The sequence below is a fragment of the Halalkalibacter sp. HAAS-P013 genome (assembly GCF_056619925.1).
In genome coordinates, this window is the sequence record NZ_JBWQTU010000015.1 from 13,933 (window position 1) to 36,918 (window position 22,986).

The following is a 22,986-nucleotide window of genomic DNA, read 5'->3' on the forward strand; positions in this document are numbered from 1 at the left end:
CAATATAATTTTATTAGCTGACATTTAGTACTGATTCCCCATAAAAAACACCTTGTTTTTACCCATACTCAGGTAGGTACATAATTTGTAGTAGTGTTTTAAACATAGCAAACCAGTAAGGAGCGGCCTTTTGTTCTTACAAAAACATGAAACCATTTAACATAGGACTACAAAACATAACCTCACCTTTATGTATAAAAGAGGAGATAATATAATATAACTCCCTAACCTTTCGTTTCACCCTTTTAAAAGATACAGAATTACTGAGAAAAACAAAAAGACATCAACGCCTAAACGTAATGCCTATTCACTATATTTTATGATGCTAAATTATTCCCTTTTAAAACCAAAGGTAATGTAATTTTAAAACAAGTGCCTTCTTCGTTCGAGGAGAGTAGTTGGATTGTTCCTTCATGACTTGCAATAATTTGCTCAATTATAGTCAAACCAAGCCCCGTTCCAGCTGCTTTGCTACTTACAAATGGTTCAAACAGATTAGATTGAATCTCATCAGGCACGCCTCTCCCATTATCTTTGATGAAGATGTGTATCTTATCCTGATCAACCTCAGAGGAAATCGAAATCTCACCTTTTTCTTCCATTGCCTGAATACTATTGATAATGAGGTTAAGAAACACTTGCTTCATTTGATCAACATCAATATTCAGTGTAATGGAGTCTAATTCAGAACGAATGAAGATATTTGACGAGTAATTGGAATGAATAAACGGCATTATTTCTTCAATAACATCAGTTAAATTAGCCTTCTTCTTATTCAAATTAGGTTTAGCCAGCATCAACATATCTTGAGCTATGCTATTAATACGTTGGATTTCCTTTAAAATAAGTAACGTATGGTACTTATTTCGCTCACTCTCTGAAAACTTACTATTCATCAATTGTATAAATCCTTGAATAACCGATAAAGGGTTTTTAATTTCATGCGCTGCTTTCGATGCTAATTCACCAGCTAATGCTAACTTTTCTGTACGAAGGACCCTTTTCTCTAGTTCATCTATTTCAGACACATCAACAAAATAAAAAATTCTGCCAATAACATTCTTGTTATCTACTATAGGTGATTGAGAGACCAATAATACATATGATAGATCCGATGCCTGAAAAGATACTTTTCTCGTTCGAAAAAATTCTTCAGAATAAAACAAATCCCAAAACTCTTTATTTACTTGAGAAGTCACTTTTTCTTTATAAAGACTGTTTATTTCTACCTCATCTAAGTTCGTTACCTCTTTGGCCTTTCCATTTAATTCAATCTCACTATTTTGGTTTTGCACTGTCATAATACCTATTGGAATTGACGCTAGAATTTGCTCACGAAATAACTTTTCACTTGAGAGGTTATCAAATGACTGCCGTAAGCTTAGAGACATTTGATTAATGGCTTCTGTGAGTTTTCTAAACTCATACTGGTCGTCCGAACCAATCGTTACTCCATACTGCCCTTTCGAGATACGCCCTACATCTCTTACTAAAATATCAATTCTACGATAAATCCTCTTAAAGAATTGAGAGGTTATGAGATACATTACAAGTATTGAAATTGATCCTGTCACAATAATAAGAATAGCTTGTCGAGTAAGAGGCTCACTCATTTTCCCATAGTTAAAAGCCGTATAAATTACTTGATCAGCCCCAAAAGGAAGAAAGACTTTATACAATTTCTTTCCATTAACCTCTTCTATATAAAAAGTCTTCTCGGGATTGGTTACCATATTTTTTAATACATCAAGGTCTTGCTCACTTTTATAATCATATGTACCATGAACAATTTGTTTTAGCGGTGGATACAATTGGTCCTCAAATGATGGGTCAACGAAAATTTTTGGATTTAAAATAGCGACTTCATCCAAATATGGGTTGTCCGTTTTCATCTGTTCCATTATCGAACTCGGCCCTACTTGATTTAACAAATCCTCAACTTCATCTACTTCTATATAAGGATTAATAATATATGAAGAACCAGGAGGGTGATAATAGCCATATTTGAAAAAAACCGGTTCTCCCTGTTGTGATCCCGACTGAGCAACTGGTAAAACGAGAATATGGTTATCAACTAAAGAGGCTCCCTCTACATAAACTTTCTCACCCTTTAATAGAGTGTCTATCGTTTCATAATAACCATATTCCTTGAAACTAAATCCAATCTCATGAAGATCGGTTGATCGAACACCTACAATATCATCTCCTTCTCTAGCAAACAAAGTAATCCCAGCTAATTCTAACTCTTCTCTTAACACTAGTAAATCTTGATTTGTTATATCTTCTAACCTTTTTTCCTGTAATCTTTCTGCTGCATGTTTTGCAAAAGAAATTAATTTCAAATCAATTTGATGCTCTAAGGATTTTGCTGCCAAGTTCGTGTTTTCAACTTCACGTTTTATACTTTGAGCCGTCAAAGTTGATTGCTTATTTACTTCAGATACAATCTGTAAATTATTAAAATAGAGCAAAATAGATCCCGATACTAAAACTAGAATCAGAGACGCTAAAAGAACCCGAACCAAAAAGAGGGTTTTTAACGTTGCATTCTTCTCTTTCATAATAAAATCCTTCCCATGCCTTAGTCTTGTAAGTTTCTTTAAAACTTCTATTACTATAGTTATCTATGTTAAATTAAATCACGCAATAGACATTCATAGATTGGAAACATTTACAATTTCAGACCTAAACAATATGTCAGAATACTGCGCAAAATACAAACACTGAACTCATTTTATGTAAGCCAATTAACCCATTTCACCTAATTATTATTAGTAATAATCATAAAAACAATTAATTGCCCCTAAGAAAGCTAAAAATAAGCTACTTCTTAGGGGCTAATAATACATTCTTTAAAAAAGCTCATCATAATCAATATTATCTACCTTTTTAGCAATCTCAGTCGTCAGTTCTTCTGAAAACTCTGCCATAGCTGTTTGAGTTGACCCTCTCATCATATTGAATTGATTGTTCTTAATGAAGTTACTAATCGGTTGCTTCAATGATTGAAATCCATTTTCACGATTCGTTAGAAGGCCGTAAGCCGCTACTCCAATTCCTATTCCTAATATTGAGTACATCACTCCTCCACTGTTATTGCGTCTAGCTCCAAATATTTGCTGTGTCCTCCTTCCCAAATTAAATACAGATCTTATCCAGCTAATGTGATTGATCAAGGAATTCATCATTTAGGTTTCGTAGTCCCCTTTCCTTCATTTAACTTTATTATTTTGATTTCTACATTAATTATGAGGAAGAATTTTGCCTAAACCTAATCAGCGCTCTTGGCGAACTCCAATTACCAATCTCCTGGACATACTCTACAGCAAAACCCATCCACAGTAATTGGATGGGTCGTATATTATAACTTCATCTTACACCGGCCACTTCTCTAACGTGTAAGACATCTCCCAAAACATATACTCATACCTGCTGCTTGTAACAAAAATAGCTTCCATACGTTGCTTTTCTTCTTCTGAAGCTTTTTCTGCCCATTCATCCAAACGGTCTATTTGTTCCTTTACTAACGTTGCAAACCACTCGTCACCATACGTATCAATCCACTTTTGATAGACGGGATGTCCTGGAGTAGAACCTTTATACTTTTCTCCGATTTCCCAATACAACCAATAACAAGGAAGAATTGCAGCAATGACTTCCCCTAAAGAACCCTTATACGCAACAGAAAACAAGTGGTTCGTATAGGCTACTGCCGTCGGAGCAGGTTCAGCCGCCATATGACCTTCGTTATTCTTTTCTAATCCTAAGTCTTTGGCAAATCCTTCATGTAGCATATGCTCTGCATCAAAGGTTGATTTAGCATGAAATGCCATTTGCGATGTCGTATGAAAGTCTAGTGCTTTCGCAGCCCCAATGGATTGTACTTGAGCAAATTTCGAAAGATAAAAGGAATCTTGTTGCACATAATAACTGAAACATTCGATTGGCAATGAGCCATTAGCTACTCCTGTAACAAATGGATGCTCAAAGCTTGCATTCCAAATAGAGTCTACCTTTTTACGAAGTTGTTCTGAAAATTTCATATCATTCATCCTCTCTTCATCATCTATTTAGTTCATTTCGTACAGAGCGTTCATCAATTGCCTTTTTAACTCTAAATATTCAGGAGTGACGGTCATTTCCTTTTTCCTTGGTCTTGGCAATGGCACCTTTACTTCTAGTATGACTTCAGTAGGACGTGGTCCTAACACATAAATACGGTCTGATAAAAAGATTGCTTCATCAATACTATGTGTAATAAATAAGACTGTCCGTTGCATTTGACTCCATATATGCAAAAGCCAACTATGCATTTTCTCACGAGTTAACGCATCTAACGCGCCAAAAGGCTCATCTAATAGCATGAGTTCTTTTTTATGCAAGAACGTTCGTAGTAGCGCAGCCCTCTGCTTCATTCCTCCTGATAACACATCCGGATAATATTGCTCATATCCTTCTAAACCAAACAAAGGAAAAAGAGTAAGGGCCTCTTCTTTTGCTTGTTCTGTTTGGTGTCTTGTTACCTTAGGACCTAGAAGGACATTTTCAAGTACAGTTTTCCATGGGAACAATAAGTCCTTTTGCATCATATAACTGCTATGCCCACGTTTCCCTTTCATATCCTTACCGTCAAATAAAATTTCTCCCTCATAGGGAACTTCAAGACCCGTAATGAGATTAAACAAGGTGCTTTTGCCACAACCACTTGGTCCAATTAATGAAACAAATTCACCTTTTTGAAGAGAAAGGTTTATTCTTTTGATGACAGGTTGCCCGTCAAACGAATGACAGAGATTACGAATGCTGATTTCCATATCGACTACAACCTTTCATTAAGGCAAGAACGTATTTGTCATCGCTTCTTCTGTTACTTCTGTTTCAATCAAACCTGCTTCAAGCAGCCACTCTGAAAAATCATTCCAAATATGTTCCTCTTGAATGCCCCATTTTTCTGCATCCCCTTTGTAGCGTGGACTTAGCCACTCTTGTGATGCACGAATCAGTTCTTCATTTGTTTCTGGGCTAGCTGAAATTAAGATTTCCGCTGCTTCTGATGGCTGCTCAATCGCAAATTCATATCCTTTCGAGACAGCTCTTACAAATTTTTCAACTAACTCAGGCTGCTCTTCAATCACAGCTTCACTGCTAAAAATAACCGGCGAATAATAATTAAAGACAGGATCAATATCTTTCAGATAAATCATATTAATGTCCTCACCACGAACTTCAGCTTCAATTCCTGTCCACCCATAAAAAATCCATTGAAAATCTATGTCTCTTTTCGTATTAGCAAAAAAGTCAGCAGATCCAACGATGACATTATCTACCGAAGAAGGATCAACCTCATGCTGTTTTAATACGGTTTCCAAAATCGCCTCTTCTTCAGCACCTCCAAATCCACCATATGTCTTTCCTTCAAAATCCTCTGGTGAAGTAATCTCTTTTTCCACTGGAGAAGCAAAACCAGATGTGTGCTCCTGAATGACTGCAGCAATCGAAACGACTGGAATACCGGTTGATCTAGCAATTGTAACGCCTGTCTGAGATCCAATCCCAAAATCAGCTTGTCCTGCTGCTACAACTGGTACGGCACCTTCCATGGCTGGTTCGATAATTGTTAAATCAATCCCTTCCTCTTCAAAGAACCCTTTTTCTCTAGCGACATAAATACCCGTATGATTTGTGTTAGGTACCCAATCTAATATAAACGTTGCTTCCATTAACTCTGTAGATTCGGACGGTGCCTCTTCCCCTGCTTCAGATTCAACTGCTTCCCCTTGGCTTGACTCTTCTGCTTGGTTACAACCAACTAACGCAAGCATGATAATGAAAAACAAAAATGCACTTAGCTTTTTTGACATCGAACTCTCTCCTCAACTTAATTCGTTTATTTTTTTTGAGACTTGTGTTTCCACGGCATCATGAGTCTGCCGAGTAAGACAACAACTAAAAATAAAAGGCAGCTCAATAGTGAGATAAGCACAATAACGACGAATACCCTATCTGTCGCAAACGAGCTTTGAGCTTTGATTAGATAAATTCCTAATCCAGAACTTGCACCGACCCACTCTGAAATCACCGCTGCCAATACACTATATGTAGCGCCAATTCTCAATCCTGTAAATAAGTAAGGTAATGCGTGCGGGAACCTAACAGAGGAAAATACCTGCAGGTGCGATCCCCCCATCGACCGAACAAGTCGGATCATATCGCGATCACTTGATTGCAGTCCCTCAACGAGACTAACGACTACCGGAAAAAAAGTGACTAATGCGACGACGAGAACTTTAGGCAAAATTCCATATCCAAACCAAATAATGAGCAAAGGTGCAATCGCTATTATAGGAATCGTTTGCGAGAATAAGAGAATCGGATAAAAACTTTTACGTAAAAGCGGTGAAAAATCTAAAATAAAAGCCATTACTAACGCAACGATAATTCCTAATAAGAAACCAAGCAGCGCTTCTTTTGTGGTCATCCAGATATGTTCAGGTAATAGATGCCACGTGTCAAATAACGTAAGAACGATCAAGCTTGGCGCTGGTAAGATCCAGTTTTCAACGTCCCAAATCCACACAGCCACTTCCCACACGACAAGAAACATAATAATGGCGATGATCGCTGGAGCAGCTGAACAGATCGACTGACGCAAACGTTCCATGAAACCCTCCTTTCACAAAAAAAGTCTACACACCACAGAGGCGTGTAGACTTTACATGTCAACATGTAATTCTAATAAACATCCCTCCGCTGGCATTACCCAGATCAGGTTAAAGGGTCGATATCTTCATCGGGATATCCTCTCAGCCAACCTCATAGCTCCCCTATTACTATTCATAATTTTTCCTAAGAAAGCTTATCACACATTTTGACTTTGTGCAATATTCCGTTCTTTCAAACTATTTAATACAATTAGCCCCCCTAAGTCAGAATGGAGCAATCACTCGTCTTGACCCATGTGAACCTTTTTCTCCTTGCTATAACAGCGAACGGGCTTTCATCTGCTTCATAATGACTCAATTCTCCTAGAAAGCCTGAAAAATGAGACGAAAATCCTAACGATTTCCGTCTCATACAGTGTGTATCTTAACCCTTTTCCCTCTGTTATAAAGATCTTACTTTTCAAAAGCCCTCTAACACTTCGCATTATATGGATGTAAATGGACCTTTCTTTAAATAATGAACAAAAATCCTGCTCATGATCGGATAAAGGAGTGAAAAGAAAATCATATTCCCTATCGCATGGTTTGTGTCAAATGGGAGCCCAGCTAAGTAATACGCTATAAAGCGATCGCTAATGAACAGCATATTCAGTGAGATGACAAATCCATAAAAATAACCACAAAATCCTGCGTACATGATTAGAACAAGGAAAGGGATGCCCCACTTTGTATGAACTCTTCCCATCCAGCCTGAGACAAGCCCAATCACGGACCAAGAAATGATTTGCCAAAAGGTCCATATGCCTGTTCCTAATGTCATATTCGTTAATACCGTACTGACAAAACCTAGAATGAGGCCATTGACCGGGCCCATAAACATCGCTGTGATTATAATAATGGACGTAACCGGTTGAACATTAGGAATATGAGCAAAAGCCATTCGGCCAACCACACAAAGGGCACTGAGCATGGCTAGCAACGTAATTCGGCGAATTGACATGCCTATTCAATCGAAGCGTAATGAAAATGAATCAAGTCTCCATGTTCAAGTTCGTATTCAGCTGCCCCTACTAACGCTTCTTCTCCGTTGATCGTATAGAGCCAATAACTTGATGTTTCATCATCTGCTTCAATTTCGTTAATTCCTGAAATAAACGCACCTTCATACGCTGTTGTAATGTCATAATGTTCATCCATCACATCCATAAGCGTTTGTCCTTGTTCGAACGATACCGTATCCTCACTTAGGATATTTTCAGGTTCTTCTTCACTTATCACAATCGTTGCATAGGTTTCCTCTACACCCTCTGCCCCTTCTTGTACTTCCTCAGTAGCTTCCTCTTGAACCGGTTCTTCCACCGCTTCATTGTTTGCTCCACATCCCGTTAACGTGAGCAAAACTGCAAATAAAATAGAAAACAAATATCTCATTCCCATTCCTCCTAAACTTGTATCAATAGTAGTTTGTCCGCGTTACTTGTAAGCATGTATTCAAGACATATAGGCCGGGTGAACAGCCTTTTGGCATCATCCTCCTACCTTCCTTTTTACACTCGGTTCGACCTGCTGCATGTTTGTCAGCTTAAAGAAAGCAATAGCCCCAAGCATTGAAGTAAAAAACAAAATGGCTCCCATCGGTACCGCCGTCGTTTCGTTAATCCCAACAAGTGGGGAAACCATTGAGCCGAGGAATAAGGAAAGCGTACCTAGCACCGCACTCGCGCTACCCGCACGGTGGCCTTGATTTTGCATCGCCAAAGAAAAGGTACTTGTTGTGATCATCCCCATGGAAGTCATATAAATAAAGATTGGAATTACGAGTGTTGCCAGTGGTCCTTCAACGATGGTCATTACTAGCAGGAAAGACGTAGCACTTACCGCGATGATTACCGCAATACGTAACAAACTTCTTTCATGAACAATTCCACCTAAGCGTCCGATAGTAAAACTCCCTAAAATAATAGCAAGCCCATTAATGCCGAACAACACGCTGAATACCTGAGGAGACACATCATAAATCCCTTGATACACAAAAGGAGTTCCAGCAACATAAGCAAAACTTCCGCCATGGATGAAACCAACCGTTAATGCGTACCCAATGAAAGATCGATCCTTAAACAAGCTTCCCATTGTCCGAACAGAATGCCCAACTGTACTAGGAATTCGTTTTTCCGGAGGCAACGTCTCCTTTAATTTTAGCGCTACAACCAATACAATGAAAAGACCAATCAAGCTTAAAAAGTAAAAAATCGAACTCCAATTAGCAAATGGCAAGAGCAAGATCGCTCCCCCAGCCATTGGTGCCGCCATCGGTGCAACTGCATTGATGACCATTAACAGCGCAAAGAATTTCGTTAACTCACGTCCGCTAAAAACATCACGGACTACAGCACGTGAGATCACTACTCCCGCCGCTGCTGTAAATCCTTGTAAAAAGCGAGCTACGACCAGAATGTAAATATTAGGAGCTAACGCACAAAGCAAGGATGAAATCGCAAATAAAAAGATGGATATCAATAACGGCTTTTTTCTCCCCTGTGCATCACTAATTGGTCCAACAACGACCTGACCTGCTGCAAGACCAAGTAAACATGCAGTTAAACTAAGCTGAACAAGTGAGGCACGAGCTCCTAAATCATCAGCAATTTCAGGAAAACTCGGCAAATACATATCAATATTTAGTGGCCCTAATACCGCAAGCATCCCGAGTAAGAAAGCTAGCCCTAAACGTTCTTTCCCCGTTGGATTTTGTAACATAAACAAAAAGCACCTTTCCTTAAAGTTTCTAAAGTCTCATAACCTATGTAAATAAATTTGAATGTTACAAGTAACGTCGACTTATCAAAGTATAATACAAAAAGTCTAAAGATCAAATAACATCAATCACAAAGGCAACTTATTTGTTTACGTTCGTGGAATGGGACACACTGACTTGCCAATGTTTGTAAGAAAATAACACTTACTTAAACATGACACCCTTTACTCTGAAAATGGTAATAGGTGTCTTTATTATATCTAGCCATAAAAAAGCGTTATGACCATGAATAAATCACCAATCATAACGCTTTTTTTCTTACGCTGTTTCTACCTTATCTTTTTCACCTTCGCTACGATCAACAAAAACAGCACATGCTGCGTCTCCAGTAATGTTAACTGCTGTACGAAGCATATCAAGGATTCGATCAACGGCTAACACTAGCGCAATTCCTTCAACTGGCAATCCGACAGATTGTAAAACCATGGCAAGCATGATCATCCCAACTCCAGGGACTCCCGCCGTTCCGATACTAGCAAGTGTGGCCGTTAATACAACGGTCACTAACGCCCCTACTGATAATGGCTCAGCAAATACTTGCGCAATAAACACCGTCGCAACAGCTTGCATGATCGCCGTACCATCCATGTTAATCGTTGCCCCAAGTGGCTGTACAAAACCAGATACGGGCTTTGACACACCTAATTTATCCTGAGCGGTTTTCATGGATAGCGGAAGCGTTGCATTACTACTTGATGTACTAAACGCCACCGTCATAGCCGGTGCAAAGTTTTTAAAGAAATGAAGTGGGTTCATTTTTCCTAAGGCATAAACGACACCCGAATACACGACCGATACATGAAGAACCAACGCTAGCACGACACATAGCATGTACATTGCCATCGAAGACAAGGCATCTAAACCTAGTTTTCCAATGGCTGATGCAATCAGACCAAAGGCTCCATATGGCGCAAGCTTCATCGCGATCGTAACAAGGAACATCATAATCTCATTTCCTTGCTCAATCAATTTGTAAATCCCACTTGTCTTTTCACCAAGATGTGCCAGAGCAAACCCGACAAAAATAGCAAAGAAAATGATCTGCAGCATTTGACCTGTCGCTAATGCATCAATTGGATTTGTTGGAATGATGTTTAATAACGTCTCCATGACGGGAGGCGGTTCTGTTGCTTCAAAATTGGCCTCTTCAGTCCCCATTAACCCCTCTTGTCCTGGCTGAATGGCTAACGCTACTCCAAAAGCAATACATAGTGCAACAACAGTAGAAAGCAAATAAAACCCGACTGTCTTAATTCCGATACGCCCAAGTTTTTTCGTATCACCCATTCCAGCTGTCCCAAGGACAATCGAAAAGAAGACAAGTGGCACCACCAACATTGTAATAAGCTTCAAGAAAATTTGCCCTAACGGTGTCAATACATAAGTGTCTAAAGGTGCAAAAACTCCAGGAGCAAATAAATTAAATCCAAGCCCTACAGCTACCCCTAGGATAAGTGCAATAATTATCTTTTTTGTTAATCCCATTTTTCTACTCCTCTCTTTCATGATGTCGTAACTCTCATTAGATGCTGCCAGTTTTTTTCGACAAATACTATGATTCCATTTAATTTACGTCACGTCAACTTTATTTGTAATATAATCTTACGTAATCTCTTTACTGTCTAACTTCGCTCATTTACTGTCCAAACGCTTTAACTTTCTATCGAAACACGCTAAGGCAATTCCGCCACACTTTTTAGAATTGAAATAATGGGTATTTATTATAAATAAGAAGCTAAAAATGAAAAGGTGCTTCATCAAATTTAGCACTACCTACTTTAGACATACTTCACTCTTCCGATAAGGAGAACCCAAATGGAAAATAGGCCAAATCATAACAATAGATATTTACACTTTTTCATAAAAGCATTAATCATCGCCAATTGTGCATCCATTTTACTAGGCCTCATTTACATCATAACGAAGGCTTCACATAGCTTGTGGAATATATCCGGAGTACTCCTGCTCATTACACTATTAGGAAACGTCACTGCCTCGCTATTTCAAACTAAACACAGAAGCTTAGATTATATTTATTTAGTTCTTACTATTATTTCAATGCTGCTCCTACCTTTACTGAATAGAAGTGCGTCTGAAGATGTTTTGAACACAACATCACGCAGTGTTATTTCAATAACTTTGCTTTTATCTCTCCTCGTTCTTGGGGGTGTTTTAGCCGTGTTGAAATTACGAACTATCAACAAGACAGACGAAGCTTCATCACATGAAATAAACCATACACTGAGGATTACCATTCAAATTTTACTAATTGCTTCTTTAGCACTAGGAATTTATTTAGCGTATCAATTAATTACAGGACGAAGCGCTAATAAAATTGAGATGGTACTTCCGACAACTTCTTTATTTTTCAGTATCATTTTTTTCACTATTTCAATGCTCATATTAAAAATGTTGCAAAAAAAAACGAAAGCATTCGTGAAAGCAACAGTTATCATCATTGGGCTTTCATTAACTGTTATTTTCAGCTTACCTTTAGTGATAACACTTGCGACGATCCAAGATGTTGAATCTAACTATATGAAAGAATTTGGTGTAAGAGCAGCCGATATCATACCAGTAGAAAAGCAACAGTACTTTTCAAATACTCCTTTTTTGCTGCCTGATTATTTCTTCGGTGCATCATCGGGGGATCATCGAGTAAAGCAAGACATTCTCTATTTCAAAGGAACAACCGGCATTGACAAAGGGATTCGGCTTCACTTTGATGCATATATGCCACCTGAAGGACATGAGGAACTTCCTGGGAACCATACAGTATTAATTAGAATTCATGGTGGAGCTTGGACGGCAGGTGATAAAGGGCACTTAAACAGAGCGCAAATAAATAAACATTTTGCAAGCCTCGGTTATGTCGTATTTGATGTGCAACATGGTCTCAGTAACGAAGAACGGCTTTTTGAATTTCTCGAAGTGCCCGCAAATAAAGTTGCCGGCTTTTTCGTTGATGATATGGTTCGTCACATTGGCATTTTTACAGACTATTTAGCAGAACACCATGAGGAATATGGAGCCAATTTAGATTCAGTGTTTATCTCCGGAAGATCCTCAGGGGGGCAAATAGCGAATGCTGTTGGGTTAGGATCAAAAAATAGACAACACAACGTCTTAAATCCACACCTTACAATAAAAGGAATTATATCTGTTTATCCAGCCAACGGTTTATCAAAAAAATCCGGCATAGATGGTAGAAGGGAGTTAATAGACCCAAGCCTTTTAGTGACAGAAGATAGTCCGCCAGCTTTAATCTACCAGGGAACTCACGATGGTTTCGTCGATCAATCTGTATCAAAAAAATTCAACCAAACCTATTCCGAAAAATCGAAATCTGCTTTAATATTGCTTCCACTTGCAGGTCATGCGAGCAATACATATTTCTCAGGCTACTACAACCAAGTATTTATGTATTATATGGAACGGTTTATGTATCAACATCAATAACTACCAAAGAGATGCCTTTGGTAGTTCATCATCCTAATTTTTCCATAGTGAAGTACTTAACCAATGATCGGCTACGTACAAAGAATGACTGCTGATCAACGATAACGACAATGATTTACTCTTCAAAATATCCATATCGTAATTATATTAGCGTTTTACAAAAAAACAAATAGGGTATATGACTATTACACATATGAAAGGAGTTGGTTATAATGCACCATGAAAAAAGTGACCGAAGCTAGTATGGTCATCGACCTCCCTACTTGACCTTTCGACACTCAAAATAAGAGTACTACTCTGAGAAACTAGTTAAGCAACCGAAGAAGGATTACTCGTAAAAACGATACAGAAGGGATGGATGAAAATAATGGCTACCGTTACAGCTGGATTTCAAATTTTACCAAATGGAAAAGATATGCATACTGGTGGAATAATCCCCGAAGTACTTAATTTAGTGAAAGAATCAGGACTTGAATTTCATATTGGTCCAATGGAAACCGTTATTGAAGGAGAGTTAGAAGAAGTATTTGAAGTAATTAAGGAAGCACATTTTATTGGAGGTGCACCTGAGTGCATCACGAATATAAAGGTTCATTATAAACCAAGCGGCGTCGCGATAGAAGATAAAATATATTAGAAATAACAAGTAATTAAAAGTACATTTGTATACAAAAACGCTCGGGCAAAAAATGAGCTTCAATCCCGAGCGCACTTTTTTGTGCCGCGCAACCATTATCGGTAGCTAATTTTGTCCGTTATTCCTCCCTTATGCAACGAGAAGAATCACACCATAAAAGCTATCACTAAATAAAAAACATCATAACCGTTCCAATGATTGTAAGAGCAATGAAATGATATCCTACTGCGATCAAATAAATCGTTGTAGGTTTTTTACTATTTGTTCCTAATCCAAAGATAAAGTCTTTAGCATAGGCAAGAGCTACTATGATCCCTACTCCACCACCAAGTAATGCTCCATCTACTAAGGTTTGAGCTTGTGATAATTGTAGCACGCCATACAATACAATAGAGGTGAATAACGTCACAAAACTTAACATCCCATAATTGGGTTGTTCGGGCTTAATATTTAATAGATCTACCCATCGATTTCCTAACACTGAATAATAGATCATTCCACTTACCATGTATATTATGACTCCAGTTAAGACTGCTAATATCACATAGATCCCTACTTTCACTTTTTTATGAATCACAGGTCAGAGGTAATTTTGTCATCAATGAATTGGTGAATTTATTATTATTCACTCTTATCCCATTCCTATTACTTGAATATATTATCACAAATGATGGCCTTTTTGCTTAAATAAAATCCTAGTTTGTTTCCTTTTCCCTCATCCAATTAATTGTCGCCTCGATGCCTTCTCTGTACGAAGTCCGAGGCAATGATTTTATTTCCTTTTCATATTTCTCACCACTAAGAATCACTGGCTGTTCAGTTAAATACATCATCTCCACCATTTCCCTCATAAAAGGTGAAAAAATACCGATAATACGAATCATATTAGTCGATACTGACCTAACCGCTTTTTTGTACCCTGTGATGTCTCTTATAATGGTCATCAACTCTTCTCCTGTTATCGGATGTGTTGATGGAACGTTCCAATTTTGATTGTATGTTTCTTCCCGAAGTGCCAATTCGACCATCGCTTTTGCTCCATCAAGGTTATAGAGATATTCTCTACCTACGGTTGTACTTCCAATGAAATTTGCTTTTTTATTTTTTACGACGTTCTTGAGAGTTTCGTGGAGAATGGTATTTCCACAATTGGGCCCATATAAATCAGGCATATGAACAATCAACGTCGGCACATCACTTTCCTTCAATCGATTTTCCATCTCTAATCTTATTTTTCCTTTTTTCGCATGCGGCTCCTTCTTCGTCTGCTCGGTCACCATTTCCTTGCTTTGTCTACCATAAGCGTAAACGTTATCTACCAATGCAACCTTTGCCTTTTGAGCTCTTGCCACTTCTAACATAACATCAATACAAGGGAGATGAGTTTCATCCCAATCTGGATATGGGAAGCTCACGGAATGAAACATTACATCAACACCATCAGCTGCTCGCGTTAATTCACCTTGATTTAATGCATTCCCAGGAAAAATGGTTACATTGGATAGGTTCTTATAAAGAGATTCGAGCTTTTCTTTTCCTCTTGAAAAAGCCACTACTTCAATCCCTCTTGAGAGTAACTCATGAACTAACGCATATCCCATTCCACCTGATGCCCCAACAACTAATGCTTTTTTCATTCCCATCTAACCTCCTCTTAATTAACCGCTGGTCAATAACACTAAAAATATATGCTCTAACATCAAGAAGGTTGACTTAGAGCTTTAGCAATAAATATTACGTGTAAGTGAGCAACGTCTTTTGCTTCTTCAAAATTTGCTACATATCCACGATAATGAGACACAAAACCATGTAACGAAATAAACGCTGAATAAATTTCATTAATCTTTAATTGAATATCTGATAAGGATTGAACTGACTGGGCGAATTTTTGATAACAAAGATTTGCAGCTTCTTGTGATAAACCATCTACCTCGTTATTTCTCATCATAAACATCAGTTCATACTGACTTTGATTATTTAAGCCAAACTCAATAAAACGAAGAAAAATATTTTGAAGCTTAACCTGGGGATCACCAGGACTATGAACAATTTTTTCCATGAGCTTATTCAAGTTCTGAAAATATTCTTTTATCACCGCATAAAATAGTTCTGCTTTGTTTTGAAAGTGATAATAAATTGCACCATGACTACACCCAAGCTGTCTAGCGATACTACGCATCGATACTTGATGAAAGTCCTTCTCAACAAATTGAGTTCGAGCTTCATTTATGATCATTTCTTTCGTGAGTTCCTGAGAAGTTGGTTTGCGGGGTGACATAATCTCCTCCTTAATTTAATTAACCACTGGTTAGTTAAATTGTAATGTGAATATATGGATATTTCAAGCGAAAATTGTGCAATTAGTGTCTCGAAATTTTGATCATGAAACTTCTTACTGTCCAACTTGAATGATACTCTGTCGAAAACGGGGGATTTACTGACGGAACTGCTTAATATTCTGTCCTATTCATTAATTTGCTGTCGGAACAAAATAAAAGAGGTCGAGCTTTTGAATGAGCTTGACCTCTTTCACTTCTTTTCTACTTCAACTAACATATTCAACACACACACTAAGTGTATTGCCTCTATGTTTTAACTACGTGCTTCCTTTATCGCACTAACAAACTCTTTTGATTTCCTCGTTAACTCTACTAACGTTTCCTCGTTCATATCTAGTTTTGTATCAACAAGCGCACTTCCTAAACCTACTGCCTCCGCTCCTGCTTTAATATACTCAGATAGATTCGATAAATTAATTCCTCCTGTTGGCATAAGAGGAATATGAGGAAGAGGACCGTGAACATCTTTTAGATAGGTCGGTCCAAATACATTTGCCGGGAACACCTTGATTACATCAGACCCACTCTCATAAGCGGTTAGAATTTCAGTCGGTGTTAATGCTCCAGAAATACAAATTACACCATAACGTTTTGTCATTCGAATCGTTTCTGGATTAACTGTTGGAGAAAAAACAAATTTTGCCCCTGACAAAATCGCTGCTCGTGCCGTTTCAGGATCTAAAACGGTACCTGCACCCACAATCACATCATCTAATTCCTTAGAAACCTTTTCAATGAGAGATAGTACGTTTGGAGTTTCAACTGTAATCTCCAATGTTTTTACCCCTCCGTCACGGAGAGCTTTTGAAATTGGAACAATATTATCAACGGTTGCTCCTCTAATAATGGCGACCACGCCACTGTCTTTTATCTCTTGTAGTAAACTCACCTTTTCTCCTCCACCCATCTTTTATTAACAACTTAGTATTTTCTTAAAACCTGAACTTCATCGTCTTTTCCGACAATCACGTGATCTGTCATCCCAATAAAAAGTCCCGTTTCAACAACACCAACTATTTGTTTTATTTGACAATGAAGATTAGTTGCATCTTCAATTAACCCGAATTGACAATCTAAAATAAAATTACCATTATTAGACACGTAAATGTCATTCTCTCTTTCTCGTAGATCCCAGCGGCAGCCCATCTGCGATAGACGCCACGCTGTAACTTCCCAACCAAATGGGACGACTTCAATCGGCACACCAAATTCACCGAGAGTGTTAACCATCTTCGTTTCATCAACAACTGTTATGACCTTTTTTGAGGCTGCATTAACAATCTTTTCTCTAACTAGAGAACCTCCTCCACCTTTAATTAAATTGAAAGATGGATCGACTTCATCTGCACCATCTATTGCTAGATCGAGCTCTGTAACCTCTGAGAAATCTGTTAAGGGAACACCAAATTGTTTAGCCCATCCTTCTGTCCGAATCGAGGACGGGACCCCTTTAATATTCATTCCTTTTTTCACAAGTTCTCCAATTCGTCTAATAGTCCAGTAGACTGTTGACCCCGAACCTAGCCCAATAATCATCCCATCTTCTATCATCTTAACTGCTTTTTCCCCTGCACGTCTCTTACTCATCTCTACTTGATTGTTCAATCGAACCTCTCCTTATGAAAAGAAGAGAAAGATCTCTCTTCCTCTTTTCTTTTTATCCAACTAAATCCTCTCTAATAGGTGTAAATACATCGAGAATAATACAATCCTCTAGAACTTTCACACGATGTTTAACGTTTGAAGGAATGTACTGTACATCGCCTTCTTTAAGAATTGACTTTACTCCACCCACTTCAAATTCAACAGAACCTTTATTAATATAACTAACCTGCTCATGAACATGTTGGTCTATATCTCCATAAAAACCTTTTTTTAAACCAACCTTTACGACCATTAACGATCCTTCATGTGTTAAGACTTCTCTTTCTACCATTATCTCACATTCCTTTCATACTAACTTTAGCTAAAACAGAGTTGGATTAAATAGTTTAGGGATATAGAAAGCAATACTTGGGAAAAATGCTACAAATACAAGTACAACAAGAATAACTGCTATAAACGGGATAACCGATTTAAATGATTTTTCAATTGAGAGATCTCCTATTTTTGCAGCCAATAGTAAACATAAACCATACGGCGGGGTGATAAGACCGATTGCTAATGTCATGATCGTAATTAACCCTAAAAGAACAGGACTTATTTCGTACATGAGAGCAACTGGTAAAATGACAGGAATAAATAAAATCATCGCTGGTATCGCATCCATAAATGTTCCGATAAACAAGAAAAAGATAATAATAATGATTAAGAATAAAAACTTACTATCGATATTCGTAGTGAAAAATTCTTGTACCCAAGTTGAGACTCGATAGTAACTCATTAATTCTCCTAATGCACTAGCCGCTGCTAAAGCAAACAACGATAGGGAGCTTAATGTTAACGTATCAACTAATATTTTTGGTAAATCCTTCACTTTAATTGTTTTATAGAAGAACATACTTACAAATAATGTATACAAAGAAGCAAATGCCGCCGCTTCCGTCGCTGTAAAGAAACCGGTTACAATACCGCCAATTAATATGATTGGCGTAAATAGAGCTGGTAACGTATCGATTAACAATCTAGAAAACTTACTTAACGACGTTTTCTCATATTTTGGATACCCTCGTTTAATCGAATAATAGTAAATTAAGATCATCATCCCGATTCCAACAAGAACTCCTGGTATAATCCCCGCGAGAAACAATGCCCCAACTGATGCATTGGTTAATCCAGCAAAAATGATCATCGGAATACTTGGAGGGATAATAACACCAATGGTTGAAGAAGCCGCCGTAACACTTACCGCTGTCTCCGTGTCATAACCTTGCTTTTTCATATTTGGAATTAGGATTTTACCTACACCAGCAGTATCAGCTTGAGATGCCCCCGAAACCCCTGCAAAAATCATGGATACTAAAATATTGGCATGGGCCAGACCGCCACGAATATGTCCAACAATCGAAAGTGAGAAATTAATTAATTTTTGAGAAATTTGACCATGATTCATTAGATTAGCAGCTAGAATGAACAATGGTACTGCTAATAAGACAAATGAATTAAGGCCATTGAGCATTTTCACTGGGACAGACACTTCAGGAATATAGGGAATGTTTACGATCCCAAGCAAAGCGACAATCCCAATAACAAATGCAATAGGCACGCCAATAAACATCAAAACTAGAAAAAGTGCAATTAAGATGAACCCCATTTTTCATTCCCCTCCCCTGCTGCTATTTTTTTCACCGTACCTGTAATATGGGACAGTAGATAAATCACCATTGTGATACTCATAACTGGTAAAGAAAGCCACACGTACCCCATTTTCATTGCCGGTAATGAAACCCACTTATAGTCCCAGAATGTAGTTAAGGCTGTTAAGCTATAGAAAAATAAAGCTGCACAGAAAATCAATAAGATCGCGTCGATCACAATATGAAGTGAGTGTTTCGCAATTCCCTTCAACTTCTTCGAAAGTAAATCAAAGTTAAAGTGATCTTTTCGATTTACCATAACAGCCGCGCCCATAAACACGGCCCAGATAAATGAGTAATTGGCTACTTCTTCTGTCCATATAACAGATATTCCAACATATCTAGTGATGACCTGAATGATAACAGCAATAAAGAATATCGTTAAAAAGGTTACACCTAGTGTTAATTGAAATTTTTCTAGTCGTTTAATAAACATGCTCTCACCTTCTTATTTTAGAAAGTAAAGGGAAGGGCATCAGTGCCCCGTACCCTTCCCCTCATTATTTTCATTACTTTAAGTCGTTAATTTTTTGTAATAATTCTTCTATGCCCATATTTTGAGCTGCTTTTTCATTTAATGGTGCAGCAATCTCAATAAATGGTGTACGATCGATTTCATTAATTTTGGCACCTTCTTCAAGTGCTAGTTCTTTATATTCGCTTTCTTGATCATATAATGCTTGACGCTCTGCTTGAACAGACGCTTCTGCAGCTTCAAGAATGATTTCCTTTTGCTCCTCTGTTAATGAATCAAACTTATTGCCGCTAATTAATAATAGTCTAGTAGTATAGTCATGACCTGTTTCCGTTGTATACTTTCCGTTTGGTGTTCTGTGATGATTTTGCTGAATATAGTACGGATATGCATTCTCAGCTGAATCTACAACATTTTGCTGCAACGCTTGATACAATTCCCCCCAAGCTACTGAAGTAGGAATCGCTCCCACTTGCTGCCAAAAGTTAGCTACTACACCAGAAGTCTGTGTACGGATTGTCATTCCTTTTAAATCATCAATGGACTCAAGCGGCTTCTTTCCATAATAATGTCTAACACCAGCAGTCCAGTACCCAAGAACTTTAAAATCGTTATTTGATTTTTCGTTAATAATACGCGCTAATTCTTCTCCTACTTCACCGTCAACAACACTTTCCCAATGCTCGTAACTTTCAAATAAATAAGGAAGAGCAAATAAGTCTACTTCATCAATTCCAGCAGATGTCATAAAACCTGGTGAAACTAGAACAACATCTGCACCACCTAACTTTAATCTTTCAACTAACTCGGATTCCTCTGTACCCAATGTCCCAGCATGAACCTCTACTTCAATTGCACCATCAGATTCACTTTCTGCCACCTCTTGAAACTTCAACAAACCAGTTTGGTACGGATTATCTGGTGAAGTTTGATTGTGTGCTGCAATGATCTTTAGATTATCAACTGCACTTGGGCTTTCACCGTCACTACTTGTTTCTTGTTGTCCGCCACCACAACCCGCTAAAATCGTAGAAAGTGCTAATACTGCTATAGCTGTTTTTGAGAAAAACTTTTTCATAATATATTTCCCCCTCAGTTTCTTTGTTTTTTATTGAATACTCTATGAAATTTGACTTACCTTCTACAGGTACTATTCAAGATTTGCATGACGTTTCGTCATTTCAGCAAAACTTGGTTGATCTTTCGACATTTGTAATGTGCCGATGATAATCGCATCTAACACTAAATGAACGGCTTGATCAAACTGGTTACCAAGTGGTTGAATGGTTTCTGGTTCCTCAGGCCTGCGATACTTTGTTGCTGCTGGAATCACTAGGGTTCCATCACTAATCGAACTTATTTTTGATTCTTTGTTCGTCGTTACTAACAACACCTGTGCTCCGGCCTCTTTCGCTTTTGTCGCAAATTGATAAATCGCCCCTGTCGACCCAGAGCCTGAGATAGCAATAAGCAGATCTCCTGCTTCTATACTAGGAGTAATGGTTTCACCAATAACGTAGACGGTAAAGCCTCCATGCATCAAACGCATGGCAAATGCTTTGCCCATTAGTCCTGAACGCCCCTCACCAGTAACAAAGATTCGCTTAGCTGCCAGAAGATTCTGGCTAAACAGTAATGCTTCATCTTCCCTTACTTGAGATAAAACCGTATTCATTTCTCTTGCAACAGTCTCAATTGTTGTTTTCATACTTGTTAAACAGTCCTTTCATTTCCTTAGCCATGTCTTTGCTATCTTCTGCTTTCGTGATAGCGCTTCCGACAATGATCGTATTAGGTGATTTTTCTATAATGTCAGGTAAGGACTCTAAGTTTATCCCCCCAGCAACAGCTACTTCAAAAGTTAAATTATTCTCAAGCAATTTGAATAAATCGATATGCATTTCTCCATCAAGCTGCATATCCTTACCGAAATGCAAACTGACTAAATCCACCCCCAGTTTCTCAAGCTCCCCTATACGCTTTGAATCTGTAATACCAAGTAGGTCAATCATTATTCGTTTTCCATGTTTTCTAGCAACCTCTAACGTATCCGAAATTGTTTTATCAGCCGAAAACGCCATCACAGTAGTAATATCAGCACCTGCTTCAAATGCCTGAGCCGCTTCAAACTTACCAGCATCACATGTCTTCATATCTGCAACAAGGACTTTATCAGGAAAGGCTTCTTTTATTTCTCTTACAATGGACATTCCATATTCTTTGATGACCCCAGTCCCCACTTCAATCCAGTCAATGGATTGTTCTGTATTCTTGATAAGGTTGAAGCATTCCTCTCTACTTAACCTATCAAGAGCTAATTGAATGTTCATAATCTCACTCCTCTAACGTTCGATAAATTCATTTTCACCTAACTGAACGAGAATATCATCTAAGTAAGGCAATCCTTCATTATCACCTGATACACTTACGACCATAGATCCAATCGTATTAGCAAAATGCAAGATTTTCTCTAAAGGCCATTGTTGCAAGACTCCGTAAATGAAACCTGCATCAAATCCATCACCGGCCCCAACTGTATCGACAACCTTCTTTGGTTGCACTGGAGCAGATTCTATGAACTCGTGATTGTGATAACCGATAGATCCCTTTTCGCCTTGCTTTATTGCCACATAAGAAATGCCTAATTTTCTACTTTCTTCAATAATAGCTCTAGGATCATTTGTACCAAGAATGATTTCTGCTTCGTCTAAACCCGTTAATAGAATATCTATATATGGTAAGAGTTCAGTTAAAGCTTCTCTTGCTTCTTCCTTTGACCACATCTTCAAGCGTATATTGGGATCAAACGAAATGAGCATATTATTATCTTTCGCTAAAGAAATCGCTTTCTTTATGACGCCGAGATTTTTATTTTTATCAACTGCTGGGAAAACGCCCGTTATATGGAGAAGCTTTGCCCCTGTGAATTGTGATTCATTCAATTCATCAACTGTTAACGTTGATGTCGGCGAGTTCGAACGATAATAATACGTACTACCGCTTCCATCTTCTAAAATCTCTTTAAAGTGAACCGATGTTGGATACCCTTCCACTTGCTTCACATCCGTAACATCAATGCCTTCCCCGCGAACAAAATTGTAAATATACCTTCCAAATTCATCCTTACCTAACCGACTAATCCACTTTGCATTCAACCCTAATCTTGAACACCCAATGGCTACATTCAGCTCAGCACCTCCTACCTTGCGCTCAAAAGTTGAAACAAATCTTAGTGGGCCTTTTGACTGCGGATTTAGCGATACCATCGCGTCCCCTATTGTTACTACATCAACCATAAGGTCA

At 38.1% G+C, this 22,986-nt stretch carries 24 protein-coding genes and 1 riboswitch; of the genes, 2 read left to right on the forward strand and 22 right to left on the reverse strand.

From position 1 onward, the window contains the following. Window positions 1–317: 317 nt before the first annotated feature. From AC1FXP_RS18730 to AC1FXP_RS18775, 10 genes are all read right to left on the reverse strand, one after another. Window positions 318–2,561 (reverse strand): sensor histidine kinase, encoded by a 2,244-nt coding sequence (locus tag AC1FXP_RS18730; protein WP_480063509.1) that lies wholly within the window; start codon window positions 2,559–2,561, stop codon window positions 318–320. A 291-nt stretch (window positions 2,562–2,852) separates the two neighbouring features. Continuing rightward, the gene (locus AC1FXP_RS18735) at window positions 2,853–3,080 is read right to left on the reverse strand and encodes a hypothetical protein (protein ID WP_480063510.1); all 228 of its coding nucleotides are present in this window, start codon (window positions 3,078–3,080) and stop codon (window positions 2,853–2,855) included. A 294-nt stretch (window positions 3,081–3,374) separates the two neighbouring features. After that, the gene (gene tenA, locus AC1FXP_RS18740; RefSeq protein ID WP_480063511.1) at window positions 3,375–4,043 is read right to left on the reverse strand and encodes a thiaminase II; all 669 of its coding nucleotides are present in this window, start codon (window positions 4,041–4,043) and stop codon (window positions 3,375–3,377) included. Window positions 4,044–4,070: 27 nt separating this feature from the next. Then, window positions 4,071–4,814 carry an ABC transporter ATP-binding protein gene (locus tag AC1FXP_RS18745; RefSeq protein WP_480063512.1) on the reverse strand — a complete coding sequence of 248 codons (744 nt, stop codon included), beginning with the start codon at window positions 4,812–4,814 and terminating at the stop codon, window positions 4,071–4,073. 18 nt (window positions 4,815–4,832) lie between these two features. Further along, on the reverse strand, window positions 4,833–5,861 hold the full coding sequence (locus AC1FXP_RS18750) for an ABC transporter substrate-binding protein (RefSeq protein ID WP_480063513.1): 1,029 nt from the start codon (window positions 5,859–5,861) through the stop codon (window positions 4,833–4,835). A gap of 26 nt (window positions 5,862–5,887) precedes the next feature. Beyond that, window positions 5,888–6,661, reverse strand: a complete 774-nt coding sequence (locus AC1FXP_RS18755; RefSeq protein ID WP_480063514.1) for an ABC transporter permease — start codon at window positions 6,659–6,661, stop codon at window positions 5,888–5,890. Between the two features lie 63 nt (window positions 6,662–6,724). Beyond that, window positions 6,725–6,836: riboswitch (TPP riboswitch) on the reverse strand. Between the two features lie 310 nt (window positions 6,837–7,146). After that, the gene (locus AC1FXP_RS18760; protein WP_480063515.1) at window positions 7,147–7,662 is read right to left on the reverse strand and encodes an ECF transporter S component; all 516 of its coding nucleotides are present in this window, start codon (window positions 7,660–7,662) and stop codon (window positions 7,147–7,149) included. Between the two features lie 2 nt (window positions 7,663–7,664). Continuing rightward, on the reverse strand, window positions 7,665–8,093 hold the full coding sequence (locus AC1FXP_RS18765; RefSeq protein ID WP_480063516.1) for a DUF4430 domain-containing protein: 429 nt from the start codon (window positions 8,091–8,093) through the stop codon (window positions 7,665–7,667). A gap of 96 nt (window positions 8,094–8,189) precedes the next feature. After that, a complete protein-coding gene (locus AC1FXP_RS18770; protein WP_480063517.1) occupies window positions 8,190–9,419 on the reverse strand; it encodes a Bcr/CflA family efflux MFS transporter in 1,230 nt (409 codons plus the stop codon). Between the two features lie 316 nt (window positions 9,420–9,735). Continuing rightward, window positions 9,736–10,962, reverse strand: coding sequence for a dicarboxylate/amino acid:cation symporter (locus AC1FXP_RS18775; RefSeq protein ID WP_480063518.1), 1,227 nt, complete (start codon window positions 10,960–10,962; stop codon window positions 9,736–9,738). Window positions 10,963–11,658: 696 nt separating this feature from the next. On the opposite strand from AC1FXP_RS18775, the gene AC1FXP_RS18780 reads away from it, so the two are divergent. Together AC1FXP_RS18780 and AC1FXP_RS18785 are read left to right on the forward strand one after the other, a co-directional pair. After that, entirely contained in the window at window positions 11,659–12,936 is a 1,278-nt protein-coding gene (locus tag AC1FXP_RS18780) for an alpha/beta hydrolase (RefSeq protein WP_480063519.1), read from the forward strand. 358 nt (window positions 12,937–13,294) lie between these two features. Continuing rightward, window positions 13,295–13,573, forward strand: a complete 279-nt coding sequence (locus AC1FXP_RS18785; protein ID WP_480063520.1) for a thiamine-binding protein — start codon at window positions 13,295–13,297, stop codon at window positions 13,571–13,573. Window positions 13,574–13,739: 166 nt separating this feature from the next. Here the strand turns inward: AC1FXP_RS18785 and AC1FXP_RS18790 are convergent, their stop codons facing one another. From AC1FXP_RS18790 to AC1FXP_RS18845, 12 genes are all read right to left on the reverse strand, one after another. Next, the gene (locus tag AC1FXP_RS18790; protein WP_480063521.1) at window positions 13,740–14,117 is read right to left on the reverse strand and encodes a DUF1761 domain-containing protein; all 378 of its coding nucleotides are present in this window, start codon (window positions 14,115–14,117) and stop codon (window positions 13,740–13,742) included. Between the two features lie 151 nt (window positions 14,118–14,268). Further along, a complete protein-coding gene (locus AC1FXP_RS18795) occupies window positions 14,269–15,210 on the reverse strand; it encodes an SDR family NAD(P)-dependent oxidoreductase (RefSeq protein WP_480063522.1) in 942 nt (313 codons plus the stop codon). A gap of 62 nt (window positions 15,211–15,272) precedes the next feature. Next, window positions 15,273–15,851 carry a TetR/AcrR family transcriptional regulator gene (locus tag AC1FXP_RS18800; protein ID WP_480063523.1) on the reverse strand — a complete coding sequence of 193 codons (579 nt, stop codon included), beginning with the start codon at window positions 15,849–15,851 and terminating at the stop codon, window positions 15,273–15,275. Between the two features lie 314 nt (window positions 15,852–16,165). Next, complete coding sequence (locus AC1FXP_RS18805) at window positions 16,166–16,801, reverse strand: bifunctional 4-hydroxy-2-oxoglutarate aldolase/2-dehydro-3-deoxy-phosphogluconate aldolase (protein WP_480063524.1); 636 nt, start codon at window positions 16,799–16,801, stop codon at window positions 16,166–16,168. 32 nt (window positions 16,802–16,833) lie between these two features. Next, the gene (gene rpiA / locus AC1FXP_RS18810; RefSeq protein ID WP_480063525.1) at window positions 16,834–17,517 is read right to left on the reverse strand and encodes a ribose-5-phosphate isomerase RpiA; all 684 of its coding nucleotides are present in this window, start codon (window positions 17,515–17,517) and stop codon (window positions 16,834–16,836) included. A 52-nt stretch (window positions 17,518–17,569) separates the two neighbouring features. After that, window positions 17,570–17,848, reverse strand: coding sequence for a cupin domain-containing protein (locus tag AC1FXP_RS18815; protein WP_480063526.1), 279 nt, complete (start codon window positions 17,846–17,848; stop codon window positions 17,570–17,572). A gap of 30 nt (window positions 17,849–17,878) precedes the next feature. Continuing rightward, a complete protein-coding gene (locus AC1FXP_RS18820) occupies window positions 17,879–19,165 on the reverse strand; it encodes a TRAP transporter large permease (RefSeq protein ID WP_480063528.1) in 1,287 nt (428 codons plus the stop codon). Beyond that, window positions 19,150–19,644 carry a TRAP transporter small permease gene (locus AC1FXP_RS18825; RefSeq protein WP_480063529.1) on the reverse strand — a complete coding sequence of 165 codons (495 nt, stop codon included), beginning with the start codon at window positions 19,642–19,644 and terminating at the stop codon, window positions 19,150–19,152. The genes AC1FXP_RS18820 and AC1FXP_RS18825 overlap by 16 nt, the downstream gene beginning before the upstream one ends. 73 nt (window positions 19,645–19,717) lie before the next feature. Further along, the gene (locus AC1FXP_RS18830; RefSeq protein ID WP_480063530.1) at window positions 19,718–20,761 is read right to left on the reverse strand and encodes a TRAP transporter substrate-binding protein; all 1,044 of its coding nucleotides are present in this window, start codon (window positions 20,759–20,761) and stop codon (window positions 19,718–19,720) included. A 72-nt stretch (window positions 20,762–20,833) separates the two neighbouring features. Next, window positions 20,834–21,391 carry a 6-phospho-3-hexuloisomerase gene (hxlB, locus tag AC1FXP_RS18835; protein ID WP_480063531.1) on the reverse strand — a complete coding sequence of 186 codons (558 nt, stop codon included), beginning with the start codon at window positions 21,389–21,391 and terminating at the stop codon, window positions 20,834–20,836. Continuing rightward, window positions 21,375–22,013 carry a 3-hexulose-6-phosphate synthase gene (gene hxlA, locus AC1FXP_RS18840; protein WP_480063532.1) on the reverse strand — a complete coding sequence of 213 codons (639 nt, stop codon included), beginning with the start codon at window positions 22,011–22,013 and terminating at the stop codon, window positions 21,375–21,377. Before hxlA ends, hxlB begins: the two co-directional genes overlap by 17 nt. 12 nt (window positions 22,014–22,025) lie before the next feature. Then, entirely contained in the window at window positions 22,026–22,979 is a 954-nt protein-coding gene (locus AC1FXP_RS18845; RefSeq protein WP_480063533.1) for a sugar kinase, read from the reverse strand. Window positions 22,980–22,986: the final 7 nt, after the last annotated feature.

Excerpts from the sequence above, each read along its gene's own strand:
- AC1FXP_RS18785 (WP_480063520.1), top strand. The coding sequence starts at position 13,295 with ATGAAAATAATGGCTACCGTTACAGCTGGATTTCAAATTTTACCAAAT.
- AC1FXP_RS18825 (WP_480063529.1), bottom strand. The coding sequence starts at position 19,644 with ATGTTTATTAAACGACTAGAAAAATTTCAATTAACACTAGGTGTAACC.
- hxlB (WP_480063531.1), bottom strand. The coding sequence starts at position 21,391 with ATGAAAACAACAATTGAGACTGTTGCAAGAGAAATGAATACGGTTTTA.
- AC1FXP_RS18750 (WP_480063513.1), bottom strand. The coding sequence starts at position 5,861 with ATGTCAAAAAAGCTAAGTGCATTTTTGTTTTTCATTATCATGCTTGCG.
- AC1FXP_RS18755 (WP_480063514.1), bottom strand. The coding sequence starts at position 6,661 with ATGGAACGTTTGCGTCAGTCGATCTGTTCAGCTGCTCCAGCGATCATC.
- hxlA (WP_480063532.1), bottom strand. The coding sequence starts at position 22,013 with ATGAACATTCAATTAGCTCTTGATAGGTTAAGTAGAGAGGAATGCTTC.
- AC1FXP_RS18770 (WP_480063517.1), bottom strand. The coding sequence starts at position 9,419 with ATGTTACAAAATCCAACGGGGAAAGAACGTTTAGGGCTAGCTTTCTTA.
- AC1FXP_RS18845 (WP_480063533.1), bottom strand. The coding sequence starts at position 22,979 with ATGGTTGATGTAGTAACAATAGGGGACGCGATGGTATCGCTAAATCCG.
- AC1FXP_RS18820 (WP_480063528.1), bottom strand. The coding sequence starts at position 19,165 with ATGGGGTTCATCTTAATTGCACTTTTTCTAGTTTTGATGTTTATTGGC.
- AC1FXP_RS18735 (WP_480063510.1), bottom strand. The coding sequence starts at position 3,080 with ATGTACTCAATATTAGGAATAGGAATTGGAGTAGCGGCTTACGGCCTT.
- AC1FXP_RS18760 (WP_480063515.1), bottom strand. The coding sequence starts at position 7,662 with ATGTCAATTCGCCGAATTACGTTGCTAGCCATGCTCAGTGCCCTTTGT.
- AC1FXP_RS18730 (WP_480063509.1), bottom strand. The coding sequence starts at position 2,561 with ATGAAAGAGAAGAATGCAACGTTAAAAACCCTCTTTTTGGTTCGGGTT.
- AC1FXP_RS18815 (WP_480063526.1), bottom strand. The coding sequence starts at position 17,848 with ATGGTAGAAAGAGAAGTCTTAACACATGAAGGATCGTTAATGGTCGTA.
- AC1FXP_RS18765 (WP_480063516.1), bottom strand. The coding sequence starts at position 8,093 with ATGAGATATTTGTTTTCTATTTTATTTGCAGTTTTGCTCACGTTAACG.
- AC1FXP_RS18745 (WP_480063512.1), bottom strand. The coding sequence starts at position 4,814 with ATGGAAATCAGCATTCGTAATCTCTGTCATTCGTTTGACGGGCAACCT.
- AC1FXP_RS18830 (WP_480063530.1), bottom strand. The coding sequence starts at position 20,761 with ATGAAAAAGTTTTTCTCAAAAACAGCTATAGCAGTATTAGCACTTTCT.
- AC1FXP_RS18800 (WP_480063523.1), bottom strand. The coding sequence starts at position 15,851 with ATGTCACCCCGCAAACCAACTTCTCAGGAACTCACGAAAGAAATGATC.
- AC1FXP_RS18795 (WP_480063522.1), bottom strand. The coding sequence starts at position 15,210 with ATGAAAAAAGCATTAGTTGTTGGGGCATCAGGTGGAATGGGATATGCG.
- AC1FXP_RS18775 (WP_480063518.1), bottom strand. The coding sequence starts at position 10,962 with ATGGGATTAACAAAAAAGATAATTATTGCACTTATCCTAGGGGTAGCT.
- tenA (WP_480063511.1), bottom strand. The coding sequence starts at position 4,043 with ATGAAATTTTCAGAACAACTTCGTAAAAAGGTAGACTCTATTTGGAAT.